Origin of the sequence: Streptomyces sp. NPDC101165 (genome assembly GCF_044768135.1) — a bacterium.
Classification (GTDB): domain Bacteria; phylum Actinomycetota; class Actinomycetes; order Streptomycetales; family Streptomycetaceae; genus Streptomyces.
Window position 1 is genome coordinate 332758 of sequence record NZ_JBIWPG010000009.1, and the last position, 18559, is coordinate 351316.

The following is an 18559-nucleotide window of genomic DNA, read 5'->3' on the forward strand; positions in this document are numbered from 1 at the left end:
ACTCAGGGTGTCCACGCCCTGGTTCGACGAGACCGGCGGTGAGAGTTCCTGGCTCCCGGGGATTTCTTCCCCGGTGACAGTGGCGGGACCGCGCCGGATTCGCACCGGCTTCCTCTCCTGCCGCCGTACATGGCCTGGGCAGTCCACCACGCGCCCGGAAGGGCCGTCAACTTGCCTTTGACCTGGGATGCCGGACTGTGCTGAGGCCCACACCGCGGGCACGCGGGGCGGCGCCGAGCGACCGGGTTGCGGTGAATTCCACTCCCTCGGGCGGCACTCGGGGCTCCCGTTCGTACTCACGGACCGTCACGGCCCGCACCGGCGCGTACGTCTCAGGGGCGGACATGCGTCCGCCCTGTCGTTCCGCTGGAGCGGTGCCGACAGGGCGGACGAGGGAGAGACTTCGGTGTCAGGGCTTCGCCACGATCAGATAGATCCCGTACGCCACCGCAGCGGCACAGGCCGCGAAGCACACGTACGCACCGGTCACGGACAGCGCCGCGGACCCACCCTGCGCCGTGGCCTTCTCGCGGCGCGACAGGCCGTTGACGCCGAGGGTGAACAGGGCCACCAGGCCCACCGTGAACGCGAGGCTGACGCCGAAGACGGAGCCGAGGGCCGCCCAGTCGATCTTCATGGGGATGCTTCCTTCAGTTTCCGGGCGGTCAGACTGCGGCGGCCGGCGGGGTCGCCGGAGCCGGTTCGGTGGTGGCCTGCGCCGGGATCGTGGCCGACAGACCCTCGGCGACGGTGCCCGCGGGCGGCGGGGTCACCGCGGCGATGGCGGTGGTCACCACACCGGCCGGCTCCACCGTGTCGTCGACGACGTTGGTGTGGTCCACGACCTCGCGGCGGGAGATCTTCCAGATCGCGGCGCTGGCACCGACCAGGAAGACGGCGACGGCCGCGGTGCCCCAGTCACCCAGGTCCGTGACGGACTCGGCGCCCGCGCCGACCAGCGCGGCGGCCGGCAGGGTCAGCCCCCAGGCGATGAACATGCGGGTCGCGGTGGACCAGCGGACCACACCGCCCTTGCGGCCCAGGCCCGCACCCATCACCGAGCCGGAGACGACGTGGGTGGTGGAGAGGGAGAAGCCGAGGTGCGAGGAGGCCAGGATGGCCGTGGCCGCGCTGGTCTGGGCGGCGAAGCCCTGTCGCGGCTCCAGGTCGGTCAGGCCCTTGCCCATGGTGCGGATGATGCGCCAGCCGCCGATGTAGGTGCCGAGCGCGATGGCCAGACCCGCGGAGAGGATGACCCAGGTGGGAGGGTTGGAGCCGGGGGCGATGGCGCCGCCCGCGATGAGGGCGAGGGTGATGATGCCCATCGTCTTCTGCGCGTCGTTGGTGCCGTGGGCGAGGGAGACCAGACCGGCGGAGGCGATCTGACCGGCGCGGTAGCCCTTGCGGGTGGCCTCGCCTTCGGCGTTCTTGCCGATGCCGTAGGAGAAGCGGGTGGCCAGCATCGCGGCGAGACCCGCGACGATCGGCGCGGCGACCGCCGGGAGCAGCACCTTGGTGACGAGCACGTCACTGTGGACGGCACCGAAGCCGGCGGAGGCGACGGTGGCGCCGATCAGGCCGCCCATCAGGGCGTGCGAGGAGCTGGACGGCAGTCCGACCAGCCAGGTCAGCAGGTTCCAGAGGATCGCGCCGACCAGGGCGGCGAATATGACCTCGGGACGGATGCCGGTCTCATCGACCAGGCCCTTGGAGATCGTGTTGGCGACCTCCACGGAGAGGAAAGCGCCTACAAGGTTGAGGGCGGCGGACATGACCACCGCGACCTTGGGCTTGAGTGCACCGGTCGAGATGGTGGTGGCCATCGCGTTGGCGGTGTCATGAAAACCGTTCGTGAAATCGAACGCAAGTGCGGTTACCACCACAATCGCGAGGATCAGCGAGAAGTTTTCCATTTACCCAGGCAATCGTTCGAGGTCGTTGGCTGTTGGACCGTAGGCAACCTGGGTGAACGGAAGGTGAACTGGGGCGGGCGTCAGGGTGTCATCAGGGGGGTGGGTGGGATTTCGTTCGGATCCAAGCCCCAGGCGCCCCTTGGCTACCAACCCCGCGCGAAGGCCCGCAGCCGGCTCGGCGGCCCGTTGAAGAGATTCTGGTCACCCGGCAGACCGCCCTCGGTGCCGAACTGCCAGAAGGTCCACTGCGTCCAGCCGCCCGGCAGTTCTCCCGGGTCCGACGTGCCGTGCCGGGCGATCCACAGGGGGTGGTCCGCGGCGAAGGCGCGGCTGTCGCCGGTGCAGGCCTGCCACCAGTGGGCGGTGGTGTAGATGACCGGACGCCGGCCGGTCTCCCGCTCGACCTCGTCGCTGAAGGAGCGGATCCAGTCGACCATCCCCGTCCAGCCCAGCCCGTAGCACTTGTGCTCGTCGTCGTACGGGTTGTACTCGATGTCGAGCGCGGGCGGCAGCGTCCAGCCGTCCGCCCGCCAGTCCCCGCCGTGCTGCACGAAGTACGCGGCCTGCTCGGCGCCCGAGGAGCGGTCCGGCCGTGCGAAGTGGTACGCGCCCCGGACCAGGCCCGCCTGGCGTGCGCCTTCGTACTGCCGGTCGAAGTAGGGGTTGCGGTAGGTCGTGGACTCGGTCGCCTTGATGTAGGTGAACCGTGCGCCGTCCGACCGGGCGGCGGGGAAGTCGACGTGCTGCTGGTGGGACGACACGTCGTGCCCTCTGAGCGGGCCCACGGCGGAGGCCGGTGCCCCGGCGGCCGCGGCCTGGCTGCCCGTGAGGGCGAGGGCCGCGGTGGCGGCCGCGAGCACGACCGCGCGGCGACGGGAGCGGGAGGCGGTGCGAGCACGAGGCATGTGTCCCCCTGGAGTGGCGGTGGAACGGCGTCCAGTGAGTAAGAAAGATCATTGAATGCCTGATGATCACTTGAAACATGATGATTTCGGGTTTTTCGCGGTGGTCTTCACCCGTTCGGCGGTACGGGTTCCGGTCCGAAGCGCGCCGACGGGCCGCTCCGAGCCGGGCCGGCTGGCAGGATCACGGCATGGCTGAACAGCGGCGGGAAGCGGAGCGGGAAGCGGAAGCGGCGCGCGTCTGGGAGGCGCTGGTCGCCACGGCCCGCCGGACGGTAGCCGACGGCCTGGTCGTCGGCACCTCGGGAAACGTCTCGGCACGCGTCGGGGACGTCGTACTGGTCACCCCTTCGGGCGTGCCCTACGACCGGCTGACCCCGGACGACATCACCGGCGTCGACCTCGACGGGCGCCAGGTGCTCGGCACACTGGGACCGACCAGCGAACTGCCCATGCACCTCGCCGTCTACCGCACGACCGACGCCCGGGCCGTCGTCCACACCCACGCCGTGCACGCCACGGCCGTCTCCACCCTCGTGACCGAGCTGCCGCCGATCCACTACATGGCCGGCGCCCTCGGCGGACGCGTGCGCGTCGCCCGCTATGCCACCTACGGCACCGACGAGCTGGCCGCGAACATGCTCGACGCCCTCGCCGACCGCTCCGGCTGCCTCCTGCAGAACCACGGCACGATCACCTACGGCGCCAGCCTCGACCAGGCCTACGACCGCACCGCCCAGCTGGAGTGGATGTGCCGCCTGTGGCTGACGGCATCGTCCGCGCCGGGCCTGACGCCCTCCCTGTTGACGGACGTACAGATGGAGGAGGCCAGCGCGCGTTTGAAGGGCTACGGCCAACGCGGCTGACCCGGGCCGCCTGGCAGCCTGCTCGCCTTCACCGCCTGGCAGCCCGGTCGCCCGGCCGCGCGCCGCACCGGCCCGGCCCGGTCCTGCCCATCGGCTCTCTCCGCCGCAGCGGCGCTCGGCCACGGCGCACGTCTCCGCAACGGCGCTCAGCCGCAGCGCACGCCTCCGGCTGTGCCGCGCCCTCCCGTACCCCGCCGGATCCCGGCCACCCTCACCGTTCCGCTGGCCCGTATCGAGAACCCGCACGACACTGGAACCCGTGGGCACCGTCAGAGCGACCGCCGCCGCACTCACCGCTGTTCTGGCCGCCGGCGCGGCCTCCGTGGCCGCCGGGCGGCTCGCCAGTGACGCCGCGCTGAAGGTGCCCCCCGGTCGCCCGCTGCCCACCGAACCCCGGCTCACCGTGCACGGCACGGCCGCGGGACAGATCACCCTCACCCGCGACCTGGCCTCGCTGCGCCCCGGCACGTACGGCCTGGCCGGCGACGGGTCGCACGCGGTCGTCGGCCCCGTCCTGGCGACGGCCGCGCACACCGCCGACACCGTCGTACGCCGCCTCGTACGCGTCACGCACGGCACCCTCGCCGCCGGCGACTCCGTGTGGCTCACCCCGAACGTGCACGTCGGCAACCCGGACGCCGCCCTCGGCCTCGAACACGCCGACATCGACGTGCCCGGCGAACTCGGCGCCCTGCCCGCCTGGTTCGTGCCCGGCTACCGGGACACCTGGGTGATCGCCGTGCACGGCCTCGGCACCACCCGCGAGCACGCCATGAACGTCATGGAGTTCCTGCACGCCCGCCGGCTGCCGATCCTCGCGCTCGCCTACCGCGGCGACCTCGGCGCCCCACGCCCGCCGGACGGCCTCAATCACCTCGGCGAGACCGAGTGGCGGGATGTGGACGCCGCGATCCGCTACGCCGTCCGCTACGGCGCCCGCCGGGTCATCCTCCTCGGCTGGTCCACCGGTGCCACCATGGCCCTGCGTGCCGCCGAGCACTCCGTCGTGCGCGAGCGCGTCGCCGGGCTGGTCCTCGACTCGCCGGTGCTCAGCTGGCCGGCCACCCTGCGCGCCCTCGCCCAGGCCCGCCACACCCCCGAACCCCTGCTGCCGCTCGCCGTGTGGGCCGCGCAGGGCCGGGCCGGTCTCAACGCCGACGGGGCGGGGGAGGCCGCCGACCCCGGGCTGCTCGACGTGCCGACCCTGATCGTCCACGGCCCGGACGACACGCTCGCCCCGTGGGAGTACTCACGGCGCCTGGCCGCCCGCCGCCCCGACCGCGTCGCCCTGCACACCGTGCCGCAGGCTCCGCACGGGGCGATGTGGAACGCGGACCCGAAGGAGTACGAGGAGCGTCTGCGCCGGTTCCTGACCCCGCTGATGTGAAGCCGCCCCCTGTTCCACCTGCACAAGTCGGAAGCCCCGGTTCCAGACGTTCCGTTTAAGGCCGAACGACTGGCCTGATCATGTCTCCTCGCCCGCCGTCGCCCCCGGTGCGTTGGCCAGCCCCGTCGCCCCCCGTGACATTCCGTTTGGGTTTTCGGACCGTCAACCGGAAGACTGCACCCGTGACGTCCCGTATCCCGCGCGACTCCAGGCTTCGACTCGTCCGACCGCGACCCCTGGCCGCCGCCCCCAGAGCTGTGAACCAGCGGCGCCCACGCCGCCCCGCACCCCGGCCGCCGGAGGGCACACCGGCCCCCGCCGAACTGGCCAGAATGGCGCGCACCGGACTGGGCGGTGCGGTCCGCGTCGCCCGCTGGGCCGACGCCGCCCTCGGTCCCGGCCGCGACGGCGCCACCGCCGACGGCAAGGCCACCCTCTCCGACACGAGCGCCGAACGCGCCGCCGCCGACCTCGCCCTGAGCACCGCTCAGATCCGCGCCGACTGGGACACCGCCCGCCTCGCCGGACTTGTCGAGGTGCACGGGGACAGTGCGCGCCCCGGCTGGCGCCTGCGCGCCTGGGACCGCGACGACAGCGCCGTGCTGCGTGGCTGGGTCGCCCTCTTCGACGCCTGGTCGCTGGCCAGTCCGGAACCCGCGGACCACGAGCCGGCCGCCGTCGCCGAGGTCGTCTCGGCCATGCCCCAGGTGCTCTCCTTCCTCCAGCTGTCCGCCGGTCCCGTCCCGGTGGAGCAGCTCCTCGACCTGCTCCAGCAGCGGGTCACCGAGCTGCGCACCGAGCGCTGCGAGATCCCCTACGAGCCCGGCTCCGCGGGGCCCGACGGGGCTCTGGGCCCGGCCGAACCCGCACCGGTCGGGGACACCCCGCTCGCCCCCCTCCTCGACTGGGCCCTCCGGGCCCTCGCCTCCGTCGGCGCCCTGACCTACGGCGACGGCCAGGCCACGCTCACCCCGCTGGGCAGCTGGGCGGTCTGGGTCAAGCTGGAGCAGATCTGCGTGGCCGCGCAGAGCCCCGCCGGCAACATCGAGCAGGCGGCCGAGGACATGCTCCGCGGCTGCGCCCAGCTCCGCCCCAACGCGGCCCGCGCCGAGTACCGCGCCTGGCTCGCCGCCCGCCCCGTCGGCAGCGCCGTCACCGAGCTGCTCGGCGCCGCCCGCGGCGATGACGCCCTGCTGCGCGGCCTCGCCTTCGAGGCGCTGCGCGTCGTCGGCGCCCCCGCCGAGCCCGACGTACGCGCCGTGCTGGACGATCCGGCCCTGCGGCCGTACGCCCTGCTGTGGCTCGCCGAGCACGACGGCGTCGACCCGGAGGACGCCCACGAGGTCCTCACCCGTGAGGAGGCCACCTGGCTGTGGGTCGACACCGCCGCCGCCGTCGCCGACCACGGCGAGACGGAGATGCTGGTACGGCACCTGGAGGCCGCTGTGCAGCCCACCGTCCCCACGCTGCTGGACGAGGTCCGTGCCGTCGGCCACCCGCGCACCGTGCAGGTCCTGGTCGCGCTCGCCGCCGCCCACCCCGACCCCGCTCTGGCCAAGGCCGTGCGCCGGGCCGCCTTCCAGGTGCACACCGGCGGATAGCCGGCGGACCGCGGGACCGGTCCGCTCAGCCGCCGATCTCGGGGGTGTACGTCCCGAAGCTCCAGATGTTGCCCTCGGTGTCCCGGGCCATGTAGTCCCGCGAGCCGTAGTCCTGGTCCGTCGGGGGCATCAGGACCTCCACGCCGTGCTCCACGGCCCGCTGGTGGTGGGCGTCGACGTCGTCCACGACGATGTACACCCCCGCGGGCCCGGCGTCCTTCATCGCCGTGTCGAAGAGGCCGCCGCGGCCCTTGGAGCCGACCATCACCGCGCCGTTTCCCTGGACCAGCTCGGCATGCAGCACCGAGCCGTCCTCCGTCTCGTACACCGACAGCTCGGTGAAGCCGAAGGCCTCCGTGAGCTGCTTGATCGCCGCCTTCGCGTCCGCGTACAGCAGCGTCGGATAGATGCTCGGCCGTCCGCCCGTGCCTGCCATGCCGATCACTCCTTCGTGCGTTGGTGGGGTCCTCGCATCGAGTCTTGCAGCCACCACTGACAACGCCTCGGCGGAACGTGCGTGTGGTGCATGTCACGGCATCGCCCCTCGGGCAACAGCCCCTGGACAGCGGCCCGAACGCACGGACGTAGAAAAACCGCTTGCACGGCCCCGTTAGACTTGGCCCATGGCCATTCTCCTCGCGCATTAGACGGCGGGAACGTCCTCAGCCGCCCACCGCCCAATCCCGTACGCCCTGGAGTCTGTCCGTGATCTCCGCCTCCGGTATCGAGCTGCGCGCCGGTGCGCGCATCCTCATCGAGAACGCCACCTTCCGTGTCGCCAAGGGCGACCGCATCGGCCTCGTCGGCCGCAACGGCGCAGGCAAGACCACCCTCACCAAGGTCCTCGCCGGCGAAGGCGTCCCGGCCGCCGGCAACGTCGCCCGCTCCGGCGAGGTCGGCTACCTCCCGCAGGACCCGCGCACCGGCGACCTCGACGTCCTCGCCCGCGACCGCATCCTCTCCGCGCGCGGCCTCGACGTCCTGATCCGCAAGATGCGCGACAACGAGCAGCGCATCGCCAACGGCCAGGGCGCCACCCGCGAGAAGGCCCTCAGGCAGTACGAGCGCCAGGAAACCGAGTTCCTCACCAAGGGCGGGTACGCCGCCGAGGCCGAGGCCGCCACCATCGCCGCCGCGCTCAACCTGCCCGACCGTGTGCTCGGCCAGCCCCTGCACACGCTCTCCGGCGGTCAGCGCCGCCGTGTCGAGCTGGCCCGGATCCTCTTCTCCGACGCCGACACGCTGCTGCTCGACGAGCCCACCAACCACCTCGACGCCGACTCGATCATCTGGCTGCGCGACTACCTGAAGACCTACCGCGGCGGCTTCATCGTCATCTCCCACGACGTCGACCTGGTCGAGACGGTCGTCAACAAGGTGTTCTACCTGGACGCCAACCGCTCCCAGATCGACGTCTACAACATGGGCTGGAAGCTCTACCAGCAGCAGCGCGAGGCCGACGAGAAGCGCCGCAAGCGCGAGCGCGCCAACGCCGAGAAGAAGGCCGCCGCCCTCAACGCGCAGGCCGACAAGATGCGCGCCAAGGCGACCAAGACCGTCGCCGCGCAGAACATGGCCCGCCGCGCCGACAAGCTGCTCTCCGGCCTGGAGGCGGTCCGCCAGTCCGACAAGGTCGCCAAGCTCCGCTTCCCCGAGCCCTCGCCCTGCGGCAAGACCCCGCTGATGGCCGAGGGCCTGTCGAAGTCGTACGGCTCCCTGGAGATCTTCACCGACGTCGACCTGGCCATCGACAAGGGCTCACGCGTCGTGATCCTCGGCCTCAACGGCGCCGGCAAGACCACCCTGCTGCGGCTGCTCGGCGGGGTCGAGCAGCCCGACACCGGCGAGGTCCGCCCCGGCCACGGCCTCAAGCTCGGCTACTACGCCCAGGAGCACGAGACCCTGGACCCCGAGCGCACGGTCCTGGAGAACATGCGCTCGGCCGCCCCCGACCTGGACCTCGTGGAGGTCCGCAAGGTGCTGGGCTCGTTCCTGTTCTCCGGCGACGACGTCGACAAGCCCGCCGGTGTCCTCTCCGGCGGCGAGAAGACCCGTCTCGCCCTGGCCACCCTGGTCGTCTCCTCCGCGAACGTCCTGCTCCTGGACGAGCCGACCAACAACCTCGACCCCGCCAGCCGCGAGGAGATCCTCGGCGCCCTGCGCACGTACAAGGGCGCGGTCGTCCTCGTCACCCACGACGAGGGCGCCGTCGAGGCGCTCCAGCCCGAGCGGATCATCCTGCTGCCCGACGGAGTCGAGGATCTGTGGGGCGCCGACTACGCGGATCTCGTCGCCCTGGCTTGATCGAAAGACTGATCCACTCGGTATGGATCATTCGGCCGAGCCGTGATCCATCATCTGTGTGAGATCTCCTCGTATCGAGGTGTGTCGTACATCGATTTCGCGGCCGATCCCTTGGCCACCAAGGGATCGGCCGCTTCGCGTCCCTGACCTGGCACTTCGCGAATCCACCCGTTCGGCCCCATGGGTGCTCCGCTGTGGAATCACAGATTCCGCTTGTGGGGATGCGCTCCTGTCGTCACAACGATGTCTCACGGACCTTGCCGAATGGGTGGCCATCACGCCCCGGAGGGGTGATCATGAGGAGACCAGAGCGCACTTCCCATGAGGAGGCACGGGTGGCCGAGACTCTGAAGAAGGGCAGCCGGGTAACCGGCGCCGCGCGCGACAAGCTCGCGGCAGACCTGAAGAAGAAGTACGACTCCGGTGCGAGCATCCGGGCGCTGGCCGAGGAGACCGGCCGCTCGTATGGCTTCGTACACCGGATGCTCAGCGAGTCGGGCGTCACGCTTCGTGGGCGTGGCGGAGCGACCCGGGGCAAGAAGGCCGCATCGTCCTGACTCCGGGCGGCCCCTCGCCTTCGACGGTGGCCACCCGGTCGGTTGCCTGATCGGCCGGGTGGTTACTGTGCAGTCACTTAGCATGCCGGTACGGCAATGCGTGATGACCGCACCCATCGGAGGCGCCCCATGGCTTCGCCCGACCAGGACCTCGCTCCTGTACTCGACAAGGACGGCGTACGGCTCACCGTCGACGACGCGCTCGCCACGGTGACGCTGACCAATCCGGCCAAGCGCAATGCGCAGAGCCCCGCCCTGTGGCGGGCGCTCACCGAGGCCGGTCGGCTGCTGCCGGGCTCCGTCCGTGTCGTGCTGCTGCGCGGCGAGGGCAAGTCCTTCTCCGCCGGGCTGGACCGGCAGATGTTCACCCCGGAGGGGATCCCGGGCGAGCCGACCTTCACCGATCTCGCGCGCCGTGACGACGCCGGGCTCGACGCGTCCATCGCCGAATTCCAGGAGGCGTTCACCTGGTGGCGACGGAACGACATCGTGTCCATCGCCGCCGTCCAGGGGCACGCCATCGGTGCCGGGTTCCAGCTCGCGCTCGCCTGCGACCTGCGAGTCGTCGCGGACGACGTGCAGTTCGCCATGCGCGAGACCGCCCTCGGCATCGTTCCCGACCTGACCGGCACGCATCCGCTGGTCGGCCTAGTCGGGTACGCCCGCGCGCTCGAGATCTGCGTGACCGGGCGGTTCGTCGGGGCGGCGGAAGCGGTGGCGTCGGGGCTGGCCAACCTTGCCGTGCCAGCCGTCGAACTGGACGGTGCGGTGGGGGACTTGGCCGCGGCGATGATGGCTGCGCCGCGGGATGCCGTGGTGGAGACCAAGGCGTTGCTGCGCGGTGCTGCCGGTCGTACGTACGACGAGCAGCGTGCGGCTGAGCGGGCTGCCCAGGGGCGGCGGCTGCGGGACCTGGCCGGCGTCGGCGAGTGAGTGCGGGCGCTGGTCAGCCGACTGCCGTGACCAGCACCGCCACGGTCGGGTGATCGTCCAGCGCGTCCCGTACCGCCACGCGTACCTGCCGGGCCACGTCCAGGGCCCGGTGGTCCGTGCCGGTCGCCAGTTCCACGCGTACGTGCCGGCGGGGCAGGGAGGTTCCCTCGGCGCGCTGTTCGACGTGCACCGCCCGGCCCAAGCCCGCGAGTGAGCCCGTCAGACGGGCCACCCCGGGGACGGACAGCGCGGCTGCCGTCACGAGGGACTCGTCGGGGTTCGTCGTCTCGCGGGCCGGTGGCGGCTGCGGTGCAGCCACCGCGGGCTCCTGCCCGTCCGCAGCTTCGAGCAGGTCCGTCACCCGCAGGTCGACCTCCGTGACCGTGAGGCCCAGGCGGTCCGTCGCGGCCGTCGCCAGCGTCAGCCGCAGGCGGGACGCCGTCGTCGGCAGGGGCTCGGCGGCCGTGGCGGCGAAGTCCGCCGTCACCCGGAGCGCGCCCGGGAGCAGGGCGCTCGGCGGGGACGGTACGACGGGATCGTGGACGTCCTCCGGATGGGCGAGCGTGACCCGCAGTGCGCGGAGGCGCACGTCCGGTACCTCCGTCGCCGCCGCGCGCGCCAGCACTGCCGCGGCCGCCCCCTCGGCGATCCACGCCCCGTCGCGCCGGTCACCGAGCGGCAGCAGCCGGCCGAGCCCCAGCTGGTGCCTGACTTCCTGTGCCCACCGGTCTGCCGTCATTCCTCCAGCCTGCCGCATCCCTGGCGCGCAACCGAGCATCCTTGCTTACGGTGGTCGCAGGACGACGACCGAAAGGGACGTACGGCGATGACCGAGATGACGACGACCCCAGACGGTGACGACGAGCCGCAGGTGTCGACCCGTAAGGCAACAAGGCGTGGCGGTGGGGACCCGGCGACCCGGGGGCGCACCACCATCGCCGACGGTGTCGTGGAGAAGATCGCAGGACTGGCCGCCCGGGAGGTGCTGGGCGTTCACGCCATGGGCAGCGGCCTGGCCCGCACCTTCGGGGCCGTGCGCGACCGGGTGCCGGGCGGTGCGAAGTCGGTGACCCGGGGTGTGAAGGCCGAGGTCGGTGAGGTGCAGACGGCGCTCGACCTGGAGATCGTCGTGGACTACGGCGTGTCCATCACCGATGTCGCCCGCGCGGTACGGGAGAACGTGATCGCCTCCGTGGAACGGATGACCGGACTCGAGGTCGTCGAGGTCAACATCGCGGTGAGTGACGTCAAGCTCCCCGAGGAAGAGGAAGAGGAGCCCGCGCCGCCCCGGATCCAGTGAGGCGCCGGGCCCCGCACAGCTGACGAGCTGAGGAGTGCTGCATGAGCATGGCCGTGGTCGGCATGATCGCCGGAATGGCGCTGGGGTTCGCCGGGTACTTCGGCGGGTTCGGAGCCTTCCTTCTGGTGGCGGCGCTGGGCGCCGTCGGGTTCATCGCCGGCCGGTTCCTGGAGGGCGACCTGGAGCCCGGTGACTTCTTCCGCACCCGCGGCGACCGGCGCGACCGCGGGCGGTGAGCGCCGTGAGCGCCGTGAGCGCGGAGACGGGCACGGTGCGCGGGCCCCTGGACCTCGCGTCGCCCGGTGAGCGGGGTGCCACCCGGATCGCCGACCGGGTCGTCGCGAAGATCGCCGCCCAGGCCGCACGCGAGGCGCTCGCCCCGCTGCCCGAGGGCGCCGCGCCCCCGCACGCCACGGTCGTGGTGCTCCCCCACTCTCGGCTTCGCTCGAGCGGGGGGACCCCCATCGCGACGGTCCGCGTCCGTGTCGTCCTCGAACTCGGCTATCCCTGCGACATCGGCGCCCGCTGTGCCGCCGTGCGTCGCCAAGTCGTGGAGCGGGTAGGTGCGTTGGTGAGCATGGAGGTGCCGGAGGTCGCCGTCCAGGTCGAGCGGCTGCACCGGACACCGGCACCCGGCACATCCCACGGGAGGACGCCATGAGCGAGCCCCGGCCACCCGAGAGTCCCACCCGGCGACTGCCCGTCCTCGACGTCGAGAAGACTCCCGACGCCCCACCGGCCCTGCTCCCGGAAGGCAGCGGCCGCTTCTGGTCGGCCCGCCGCGTCCCGGCGGGCATCGTCGCCCTGTGCCTCCTGGCCGGCGCGGCCGTCCTCCTGTACGACATCGCCGCCGTCCGCGCCCACCGTCCGGCGATGCACTGGCGCGGGGCACTGGCCCGGCAACTCGCCGAGCGGCCCCTGGACAACACCTGGGTGCTGGCCGGAGCGGGGGTCACCGCCGCCCTCGGCCTCTGGCTGATCGTGCTCGCCCTCACCCCCGGCCTGCGGGACCTGCTGCCCATGCGGCGCCCACACCCCGACATCCGCGCCGGACTCCGGCGCGAGGCGGCCGCCCAGGTGCTGCGCGACCGGGCCATGGAGGTCTCGGGCGTGCGGGCGGTACGGGTGCGGATGCGGCGGAAGCGGGCCGACGTCCGCGTGGTCTCGCACTTCCGCGGCCTGGACGAGGTACAGGCCGACCTGGACGCCGTACTCACCGAGGCGGTCCGGGGACTCGGGCTGTCCCGCCCGCCCGCGCTGTCGGTGCACGTCCGACGCCCCGGATCGAAGAGGTGAGGCGGATGCGCAGGGGTACCGTCAACCGCGTCCTGCTCGGACTCGTGGGTCTGCTGCTGCTCGCCCTGGGCGGCGCGGTGCTGGCCGTGGGCCTGGGCGCGCCGCCACCCCACTGGTGGCTCCACACCGGCCCGCACGACGTCCTGCTCAGCAATGCCGAGCGCACCCGCTGGCGGCAGGCCGGCTGGTGGTGGCCGACGGTCGTCGCCGCCCTGGCCCTCCTCGTGCTGCTCGCCCTGTGGTGGCTCACCGCGATCCTGCGCCGACGCCGTCTGACCGAGGTCCTGGTCGAGACCGGCGACGGCGAGGGCGCCCTGCTCCGCGGCAAGGCCGTGGAGTCGGCCCTGGCCGCGGACGCGGCCCACCAGCAGGGCGTGACCCACACCGAGACCCTGCTGACGGGCCGCCGTACGACGCCCGCGGTGCGCGCGTGGCTCCAGCTGGAACCGGACGTGGACCCCGGAACTGCACTGATCGACTTCACGGCCCAGGCGCTGACGCACGCACGCGAGTCGGCGGGCCTGGCGTCACTTCCGGCGGAAGTACACCTGAGGGCGGTGAAGCACCGTGCAGAGAGGGTGACTTGATACCGCGGACCCTCAGAACCCGTGCCTCATCCCGCCGTCCACCGGCACCATGATTCCCGTCAGATAGGAAGCCGCCGGAGACAGCAGGAACGCGGACACCCGCCCGAACTCCTCGGGCGCCCCGTACCGCCGCAACGGAATCCGGACCTCGTTCGCCGCCCGAGTGGCCTCAGGATCAGCGGACAACGCATCGAGCTCGCGCACGCGATCCGTGTCGATACGCGCCGGCAGCAACCCCACGACCCGGATACCCCGCGGCCCCAACTCGTCCGCGATGGACTTGGCGAACCCGGCGAGCCCGGGCCGCAGCCCGTTGGAGATCGTCAGCGCGGGGATCGGCTCGTGCACCGACCCGGACAGCACGAACCCGATGACCCCGCCCGGCTCCAGCTCGGCCGCCGCCGCGCGGGCGAACCGGACCGCGCCGAGGAACACCGACTCGAACGAGTTGCGCCACTGCTCGTCCGTGTTGTCCGCGACGAACCCGGGCGGCGGCCCGCCGACGCTCACCAGGACGCCGTGGAAGCCGCCGAAGTGCTCCCGGGCGGCCGCGATCAGCCGCTCGGGCGCCCCCGCTTCGGAGTTGTCGACGGCCACGCCGACCGCGTTCTCGCCCAGTTCGGCGGCCGCGTCGGCCACCCGCTTCTCGTCACGGCCGGTGATGACCACCTTCGCCCCGTCGGCGACCAGCTCCCGCGCGGCGGCGTTGCCCAGCCCGCGCGTGGCGCCGGTGACGATGTACACCCGGTCCTTCAGTCCAAGATCCATGGCCCCTATCCTGCCCCGTGCCCGGTCTTCCGGTCCCCTCCGTCCCCGAACAGTGTGAGGGCGGTGTTCACCAGCGCGATGTGGCTGAACGCCTGCGGGTAGTTGCCCACCTGGCGGCCCAGCTCCGGGTCGTACTCCTCCGCCAGCAGCCCCACGTCGTTGACGAGGCCGACCAGCCGCTCGAACAGCTCCCGGGCCTCGTCGGTGCGGCCCGTCATGTGCAGGGCGTCGGCGAGCCAGAACGAGCAGGCGAGGAAGGCGCCCTCGCCGCCCGGCATGCCGTCGACGCCGACGGCGTCCGTGTCGTAACGGCGCACGAAGCCGCCGTGGCCCAGGTCCTCGCGGATCGCGTCGACCGTGCCGATCACACGGGGGTCGTCGGGGGGCAGGAAACCGAGCCGCGGGATCAGCAGCAGGGAGGCGTCCAGCTCGCGCGAGCCGTAGTACTGGGTGAAGGTGTTGCGCCGGCGGTCGAAGCCCTGCTCGCACACCTCCCGGTGCACCGCGTCGCGCATCGCCCGCCAGCCGTCCAGATCGCCGCTCAGGTGCGGATGCTTCTCCAGCGTCCGTACGGCGCGGTCGGCGGCCACCCACACCATCACCTTCGAGTGCACGAACTGCCGGCGGCCGCCGCGCACCTCCCACAGGCCCTCGTCGGGCTGCCGCCACGCCGACTCCAGGAACGTCATCAGTGCGCACTGCAGCGACCACATGTGCGGCTTGGTGCTCAGGCCTGTCTCGCGGGCCAGGTACAGCGAGTCCATGACCTCGCCGTACACGTCCAGCTGGAGCTGCTCGACGGCTTCGTTGCCGATCCGTACGGGTGTGGACTCGGCGAACCCGGACAGCCACTGCGCCTCCCACTCCGTCAGCCGTCGCTCGCCCGCCAGGCCGTACATGATCTGCAGGTCCGCCGGGTCGCCCGCGACGGCGCGGAGCAGCCAGTCGCGCCAGGCCTCGGCCTCCCGGTGGTAGCCCGCGGAGAGCAGGGCGCCGAGGGTGAGAGTGGCGTCGCGCAGCCAGCAGAAGCGGTAGTCCCAGTTGCGCACGCCGCCCAGCTCCTCGGGCAACGAGGTGGTGGCCGCGGCGACGATCCCGCCCGTCGGGGCGTAGGTGAGGGCCTTGAGCGTGATCAGGGACCGTACGACGGCGTCCCGGTGCGGCCCGTCGTAGCGGCAGCGGGCCGTCCAGCGCCGCCAGTCGCGCACGCTGACGCTCAGCGCCTCGTACGGATCGACGAGCGCGGGGCGCGGCTCGTGCGAGGGGTGCCAGGTCAGCACGAAGGCGACCCGCTCGCCCTCGGCGACGGTGAACTCGGAATGCGTCGCCATGTGCTCGCCCCAGGTGTGCACGGGCGGTTCGGTGCGCAGCCACGCCGAGTCCGGGCCGGCGACGGCCACCCGGTGGCCGTCCGCGCGGCGCACCCACGGCACGATCGAGCCGTAGTCGAAGCGCAGACGCAGCGTGCTGTGCACGGTGACACGCCCGCTGACGCCCTCCACGATGCGTACGACGTCGGGGGCGCGGTCGCGCTGCGGCATCAGGTCGGTGACGCGCACCGTGCCCTCGGGGGTGTCCCACTCGGTGTCCAGGACGAGGGTGTCGGTCCGGTAGGCGCGGCGGGTGCAGGTGCCCGCGCCGTTCGGCGCGATCCGCCAGTGGCCGTTGTCCTCGTCGCCCAGCAGCCGGGCGAAACAGGCGCCGGAGTCGAAGCGGGGCAGGCACAGCCAGTCGATCGAGCCGTCCCTGCCGACCAGCGCCGCGGTCTGCTCGTCGCCGATGAGGGCGTAGTCCTCGATGCGCGCGTTCACGGGATGCGGGTTCCCGAAGGACCCCGGGGTCAATCCGGAGGTGCGCCGGGGGAGTGACGGCTCCCCCCGGGGGCGCCGGGGATCACACGGCGGCCGGTTCCGCCTCCTCGGGCGTCTCCTCGGCCGCGGCCTCCGCGCGGTCCCGGATCTCGCGGCGGACCAGGAACCACCAGCCGACCGGGACACCCGCGGCGAACAGCCACCACTGGAGCATGTACGCGTAGTTCAGCGGGGCGTCCTCGCTGCCCGGGTCGGAGATCTGCTCCGGGGAGCCGCTCTTGGGCTCGGGCGCGGTCTGCTCGACGTAGCCGCCGAGCACCTGCGCGCCGAGCCGCCGCGCCTCCTCGGCGCTGTCGATCAGCATGATTTGCCGGTCGGGCAGGCCCTTGACGTTCTTGATGCCGCTCGCCGCGGTGGTCTCGTCGGCCTTGAGGCGCCCGGTGATGGTGGTCCGGCCGGCGGGCGGCGCGGGGATCTCGGGGAAGGCGGTCTGCACGCCGTTCGCGGGGATCCAGCCGCGGTTGACCAGCAGCACCTTGCCGTCCGTCAGGACGAACGGGGTCAGGACGTGGAAGCCGACCTCGTCGTCGGAGTTGGTCCTGCGGCGGACCACGACCTCCCGCGAGGGGTCGAAGGTGCCGGTCGCGGTGACCGTGCGGTACTTCTCGGTGCGGGTCACGGCGTGCCCGGGGGAGGTGAGCCGCTCCACGGGGACCGGCTCGGCGTGCAGCGCCTGGGAGACCAGGTCGTTGCGGGCGGTGCGCTCCTCGTACCGGTGCTGCTGCCAGAAGCCGAGCCTGATCATCGTCGGGATCAGCGCGATCGCGACGAGGGTGAGGATCACCCACTGGAGGGTCAGCAGAAAGCGGTAGCGGTGCACCCCACGACGGTACAACTCGGTCGTGGGGTGCGATCGGGCGGGTGTCGGGTCACACGCGGTCGACGATCCCCACCTTCCCCTCGGCACGGGCGCAGTGGGCGCCGCAGTAGAAGCTGCCGTCCGCCTCCACGCCCTGGCCGATGATCGAGACCTTGCAGTGCTCGCAGACCGGGGCCATGCGGTGGATCGCACAGGAGAAGCAGTCGAACACGTGTACAGCGCCCTGTGCGTGGACCTCGAAGGTCATCCCGTAGTCATTGCCGCAAACTTCGCAATTCGCCATGCGCCACAGGGTGAGCCGTCGCCCTCGCCGCGGGGTGGTGGGCGCCGGGCGAGTCGCGCTGAATCACCCATCCGTACGGGTCCCGCGTCCGCTCATCCGTCGGCGGGTTCGACATCCCTCAGCAGCTGCCCGAAGGCGGCCTCGTCGACGATCGGCGTGCCGAACTGCCGCGCCTTGACCACCTTCGAGGTGCCCGAGTCGGGGTCGTTGGTGACCAGCAGGCTGGTCAGCCGGGACAGGCTCGTCGCCACGTGCAGCCCGGCCTCGGTCGCCCGGTCCTCCAGCAGCTCCCGCTCGGTGGAGGTGTCCCCGGAGAACGCCACCCGCATGCCCTGTTTGAGGTGTTTGCCGTCTTCGTACCGGCCCGGGTTGGGGTAGGGGCAGGCGGGCCGCTTCCGGGACGGGCGCCAACTGGACGGCCGGTAGCCGCCGTAGCCCCCGCTCGCCTGCCGGCCGATCCGGGGCGTGTCCGACCACTCCGTCAGCGGCCGGCACTCCAGCAGCGGCAGCCGTACGCCGTCCGCAGCCGCGGCCCGCAGACTGGGCCGGAACGCCTCGGCGAGCACGCGCGCGTCGTCCAGCGCGTGGTGCGCCCGCTGCTGTACGACACCGAAGTGCGCCGCCAGCGACTCCAGCTTGAAGTTGGGCAGCGGCAGCCCCAGCTCCTTGGACAGTGCGATGGTGCACAGCCGCTGCCGCACCGGCGCCTCGCGCTCCGCGCGCGCGTACTCGCGCGCGATCATCTGCCAGTCGAAGACCGCGTTGTGCGCGACCAGCACCCGGCCGTCCAACCGGGTGGCGAACTCCTCGGCGACGTCCCCGAACAGCGGCGCCCCTTCGAGCACCTCGCTCGTCAGACCGTGTATCCACACCGGGCCCGGATCGCGCTCCGGGTTGACCAGGGTGTACCAGTGGTCCTCGACCTCGCCGCGCTCGTCCAGCCGGTAGACGGCGGCGGAGATGATCCGGTCGTCCCGGGCCAGGCCGGTGGTCTCCACGTCAACGACCGCGTATCCCTTCGGATACGCGGCCGGCCACTGGGTGGGGGAGGACACTGCGGTCGCACGGTCTTCGAGCATGGTCATTGAGGATACGGGCCACGACCGACAGCGCTGTCCCGCAGGGGCCGAACCCGCCCCTCGCACTCGCCCTCCCGCTCGGCCGCCGCACG

21 protein-coding genes and 1 riboswitch are annotated in these 18559 nt (G+C 72.3%); of the genes, 11 read left to right on the forward strand and 10 right to left on the reverse strand.

Annotated features, from left to right (window positions below):
• Positions 1 to 21 precede the first annotated feature (21 nt).
• A riboswitch (cobalamin riboswitch) is annotated at positions 22 to 164 on the reverse strand.
• A 245-nt stretch (positions 165 to 409) separates the two neighbouring features.
• From ACIRVH_RS21565 to ACIRVH_RS21575, 3 genes are all read right to left on the reverse strand, one after another.
• The gene (locus ACIRVH_RS21565) at positions 410 to 637 is read right to left on the reverse strand and encodes a hypothetical protein (protein WP_403955644.1); all 228 of its coding nucleotides are present in this window, start codon (positions 635 to 637) and stop codon (positions 410 to 412) included.
• A 28-nt stretch (positions 638 to 665) separates the two neighbouring features.
• Positions 666 to 1913 (reverse strand): anion permease, encoded by a 1248-nt coding sequence (locus ACIRVH_RS21570; protein WP_403955647.1) that lies wholly within the window; start codon positions 1911 to 1913, stop codon positions 666 to 668.
• A gap of 143 nt (positions 1914 to 2056) precedes the next feature.
• Positions 2057 to 2818 carry a lysozyme gene (locus ACIRVH_RS21575; protein WP_403955649.1) on the reverse strand — a complete coding sequence of 254 codons (762 nt, stop codon included), beginning with the start codon at positions 2816 to 2818 and terminating at the stop codon, positions 2057 to 2059.
• A 188-nt stretch (positions 2819 to 3006) separates the two neighbouring features.
• Between ACIRVH_RS21575 and ACIRVH_RS21580 the strand changes: the two genes are divergently transcribed.
• From ACIRVH_RS21580 to ACIRVH_RS21590, 3 genes are all read left to right on the forward strand, one after another.
• Entirely contained in the window at positions 3007 to 3681 is a 675-nt protein-coding gene (locus ACIRVH_RS21580) for a class II aldolase/adducin family protein (RefSeq protein WP_403955651.1), read from the forward strand.
• 259 nt (positions 3682 to 3940) lie between these two features.
• Complete coding sequence (locus ACIRVH_RS21585) at positions 3941 to 5068, forward strand: alpha/beta hydrolase (protein WP_403955653.1); 1128 nt, start codon at positions 3941 to 3943, stop codon at positions 5066 to 5068.
• A gap of 182 nt (positions 5069 to 5250) precedes the next feature.
• Positions 5251 to 6669: a hypothetical protein gene (locus ACIRVH_RS21590; RefSeq protein WP_403955654.1), complete on the forward strand. Its 1419-nt coding sequence runs from the start codon at positions 5251 to 5253 to the stop codon at positions 6667 to 6669.
• Positions 6670 to 6694: 25 nt separating this feature from the next.
• Here the strand turns inward: ACIRVH_RS21590 and ACIRVH_RS21595 are convergent, their stop codons facing one another.
• On the reverse strand, positions 6695 to 7105 hold the full coding sequence (locus tag ACIRVH_RS21595; protein WP_403955656.1) for a VOC family protein: 411 nt from the start codon (positions 7103 to 7105) through the stop codon (positions 6695 to 6697).
• 269 nt (positions 7106 to 7374) lie between these two features.
• Between ACIRVH_RS21595 and ACIRVH_RS21600 the strand changes: the two genes are divergently transcribed.
• From ACIRVH_RS21600 to ACIRVH_RS21610, 3 genes are all read left to right on the forward strand, one after another.
• Positions 7375 to 8973, forward strand: a complete 1599-nt coding sequence (locus ACIRVH_RS21600) for an ABC-F family ATP-binding cassette domain-containing protein (RefSeq protein WP_403955658.1) — start codon at positions 7375 to 7377, stop codon at positions 8971 to 8973.
• Between the two features lie 335 nt (positions 8974 to 9308).
• Positions 9309 to 9530 (forward strand): helix-turn-helix domain-containing protein, encoded by a 222-nt coding sequence (locus ACIRVH_RS21605; protein ID WP_004002281.1) that lies wholly within the window; start codon positions 9309 to 9311, stop codon positions 9528 to 9530.
• A 129-nt stretch (positions 9531 to 9659) separates the two neighbouring features.
• Positions 9660 to 10463 (forward strand): enoyl-CoA hydratase/isomerase family protein, encoded by an 804-nt coding sequence (locus tag ACIRVH_RS21610; protein ID WP_403955660.1) that lies wholly within the window; start codon positions 9660 to 9662, stop codon positions 10461 to 10463.
• A 13-nt stretch (positions 10464 to 10476) separates the two neighbouring features.
• Here the strand turns inward: ACIRVH_RS21610 and ACIRVH_RS21615 are convergent, their stop codons facing one another.
• Entirely contained in the window at positions 10477 to 11202 is a 726-nt protein-coding gene (locus tag ACIRVH_RS21615; protein ID WP_403955662.1) for a nucleopolyhedrovirus P10 family protein, read from the reverse strand.
• 87 nt (positions 11203 to 11289) lie between these two features.
• Between ACIRVH_RS21615 and ACIRVH_RS21620 the strand changes: the two genes are divergently transcribed.
• The 5 genes from ACIRVH_RS21620 to amaP are packed head-to-tail and all read left to right on the forward strand — an operon-like array spanning position 11290 to position 13646.
• Entirely contained in the window at positions 11290 to 11763 is a 474-nt protein-coding gene (locus ACIRVH_RS21620; RefSeq protein WP_403955664.1) for an Asp23/Gls24 family envelope stress response protein, read from the forward strand.
• Positions 11764 to 11804: 41 nt separating this feature from the next.
• A complete protein-coding gene (locus ACIRVH_RS21625; protein ID WP_094214678.1) occupies positions 11805 to 11999 on the forward strand; it encodes a hypothetical protein in 195 nt (64 codons plus the stop codon).
• A gap of 5 nt (positions 12000 to 12004) precedes the next feature.
• Entirely contained in the window at positions 12005 to 12424 is a 420-nt protein-coding gene (locus tag ACIRVH_RS21630; RefSeq protein ID WP_403955666.1) for a hypothetical protein, read from the forward strand.
• Positions 12421 to 13059: a DUF6286 domain-containing protein gene (locus ACIRVH_RS21635; RefSeq protein ID WP_403955668.1), complete on the forward strand. Its 639-nt coding sequence runs from the start codon at positions 12421 to 12423 to the stop codon at positions 13057 to 13059. The genes ACIRVH_RS21630 and ACIRVH_RS21635 overlap by 4 nt, the downstream gene beginning before the upstream one ends.
• A gap of 5 nt (positions 13060 to 13064) precedes the next feature.
• The gene (gene amaP / locus ACIRVH_RS21640) at positions 13065 to 13646 is read left to right on the forward strand and encodes an alkaline shock response membrane anchor protein AmaP (RefSeq protein WP_403955669.1); all 582 of its coding nucleotides are present in this window, start codon (positions 13065 to 13067) and stop codon (positions 13644 to 13646) included.
• Positions 13647 to 13658: 12 nt separating this feature from the next.
• Here the strand turns inward: amaP and ACIRVH_RS21645 are convergent, their stop codons facing one another.
• The 5 genes from ACIRVH_RS21645 to ACIRVH_RS21665 form a co-directional block, all read right to left on the reverse strand.
• Entirely contained in the window at positions 13659 to 14414 is a 756-nt protein-coding gene (locus ACIRVH_RS21645) for an SDR family oxidoreductase (RefSeq protein WP_403955671.1), read from the reverse strand.
• Between the two features lie 5 nt (positions 14415 to 14419).
• Positions 14420 to 16225, reverse strand: a complete 1806-nt coding sequence (locus ACIRVH_RS21650; protein WP_403955673.1) for a glycoside hydrolase family 15 protein — start codon at positions 16223 to 16225, stop codon at positions 14420 to 14422.
• A gap of 82 nt (positions 16226 to 16307) precedes the next feature.
• Positions 16308 to 17105, reverse strand: coding sequence for an SURF1 family protein (locus tag ACIRVH_RS21655; protein WP_403955674.1), 798 nt, complete (start codon positions 17103 to 17105; stop codon positions 16308 to 16310).
• Between the two features lie 49 nt (positions 17106 to 17154).
• Positions 17155 to 17388: a hypothetical protein gene (locus tag ACIRVH_RS21660; RefSeq protein ID WP_066991839.1), complete on the reverse strand. Its 234-nt coding sequence runs from the start codon at positions 17386 to 17388 to the stop codon at positions 17155 to 17157.
• A gap of 92 nt (positions 17389 to 17480) precedes the next feature.
• On the reverse strand, positions 17481 to 18467 hold the full coding sequence (locus tag ACIRVH_RS21665) for a DEDDh family exonuclease (protein WP_403955675.1): 987 nt from the start codon (positions 18465 to 18467) through the stop codon (positions 17481 to 17483).
• Between the last annotated feature and the right edge of the window lie 92 nt (positions 18468 to 18559).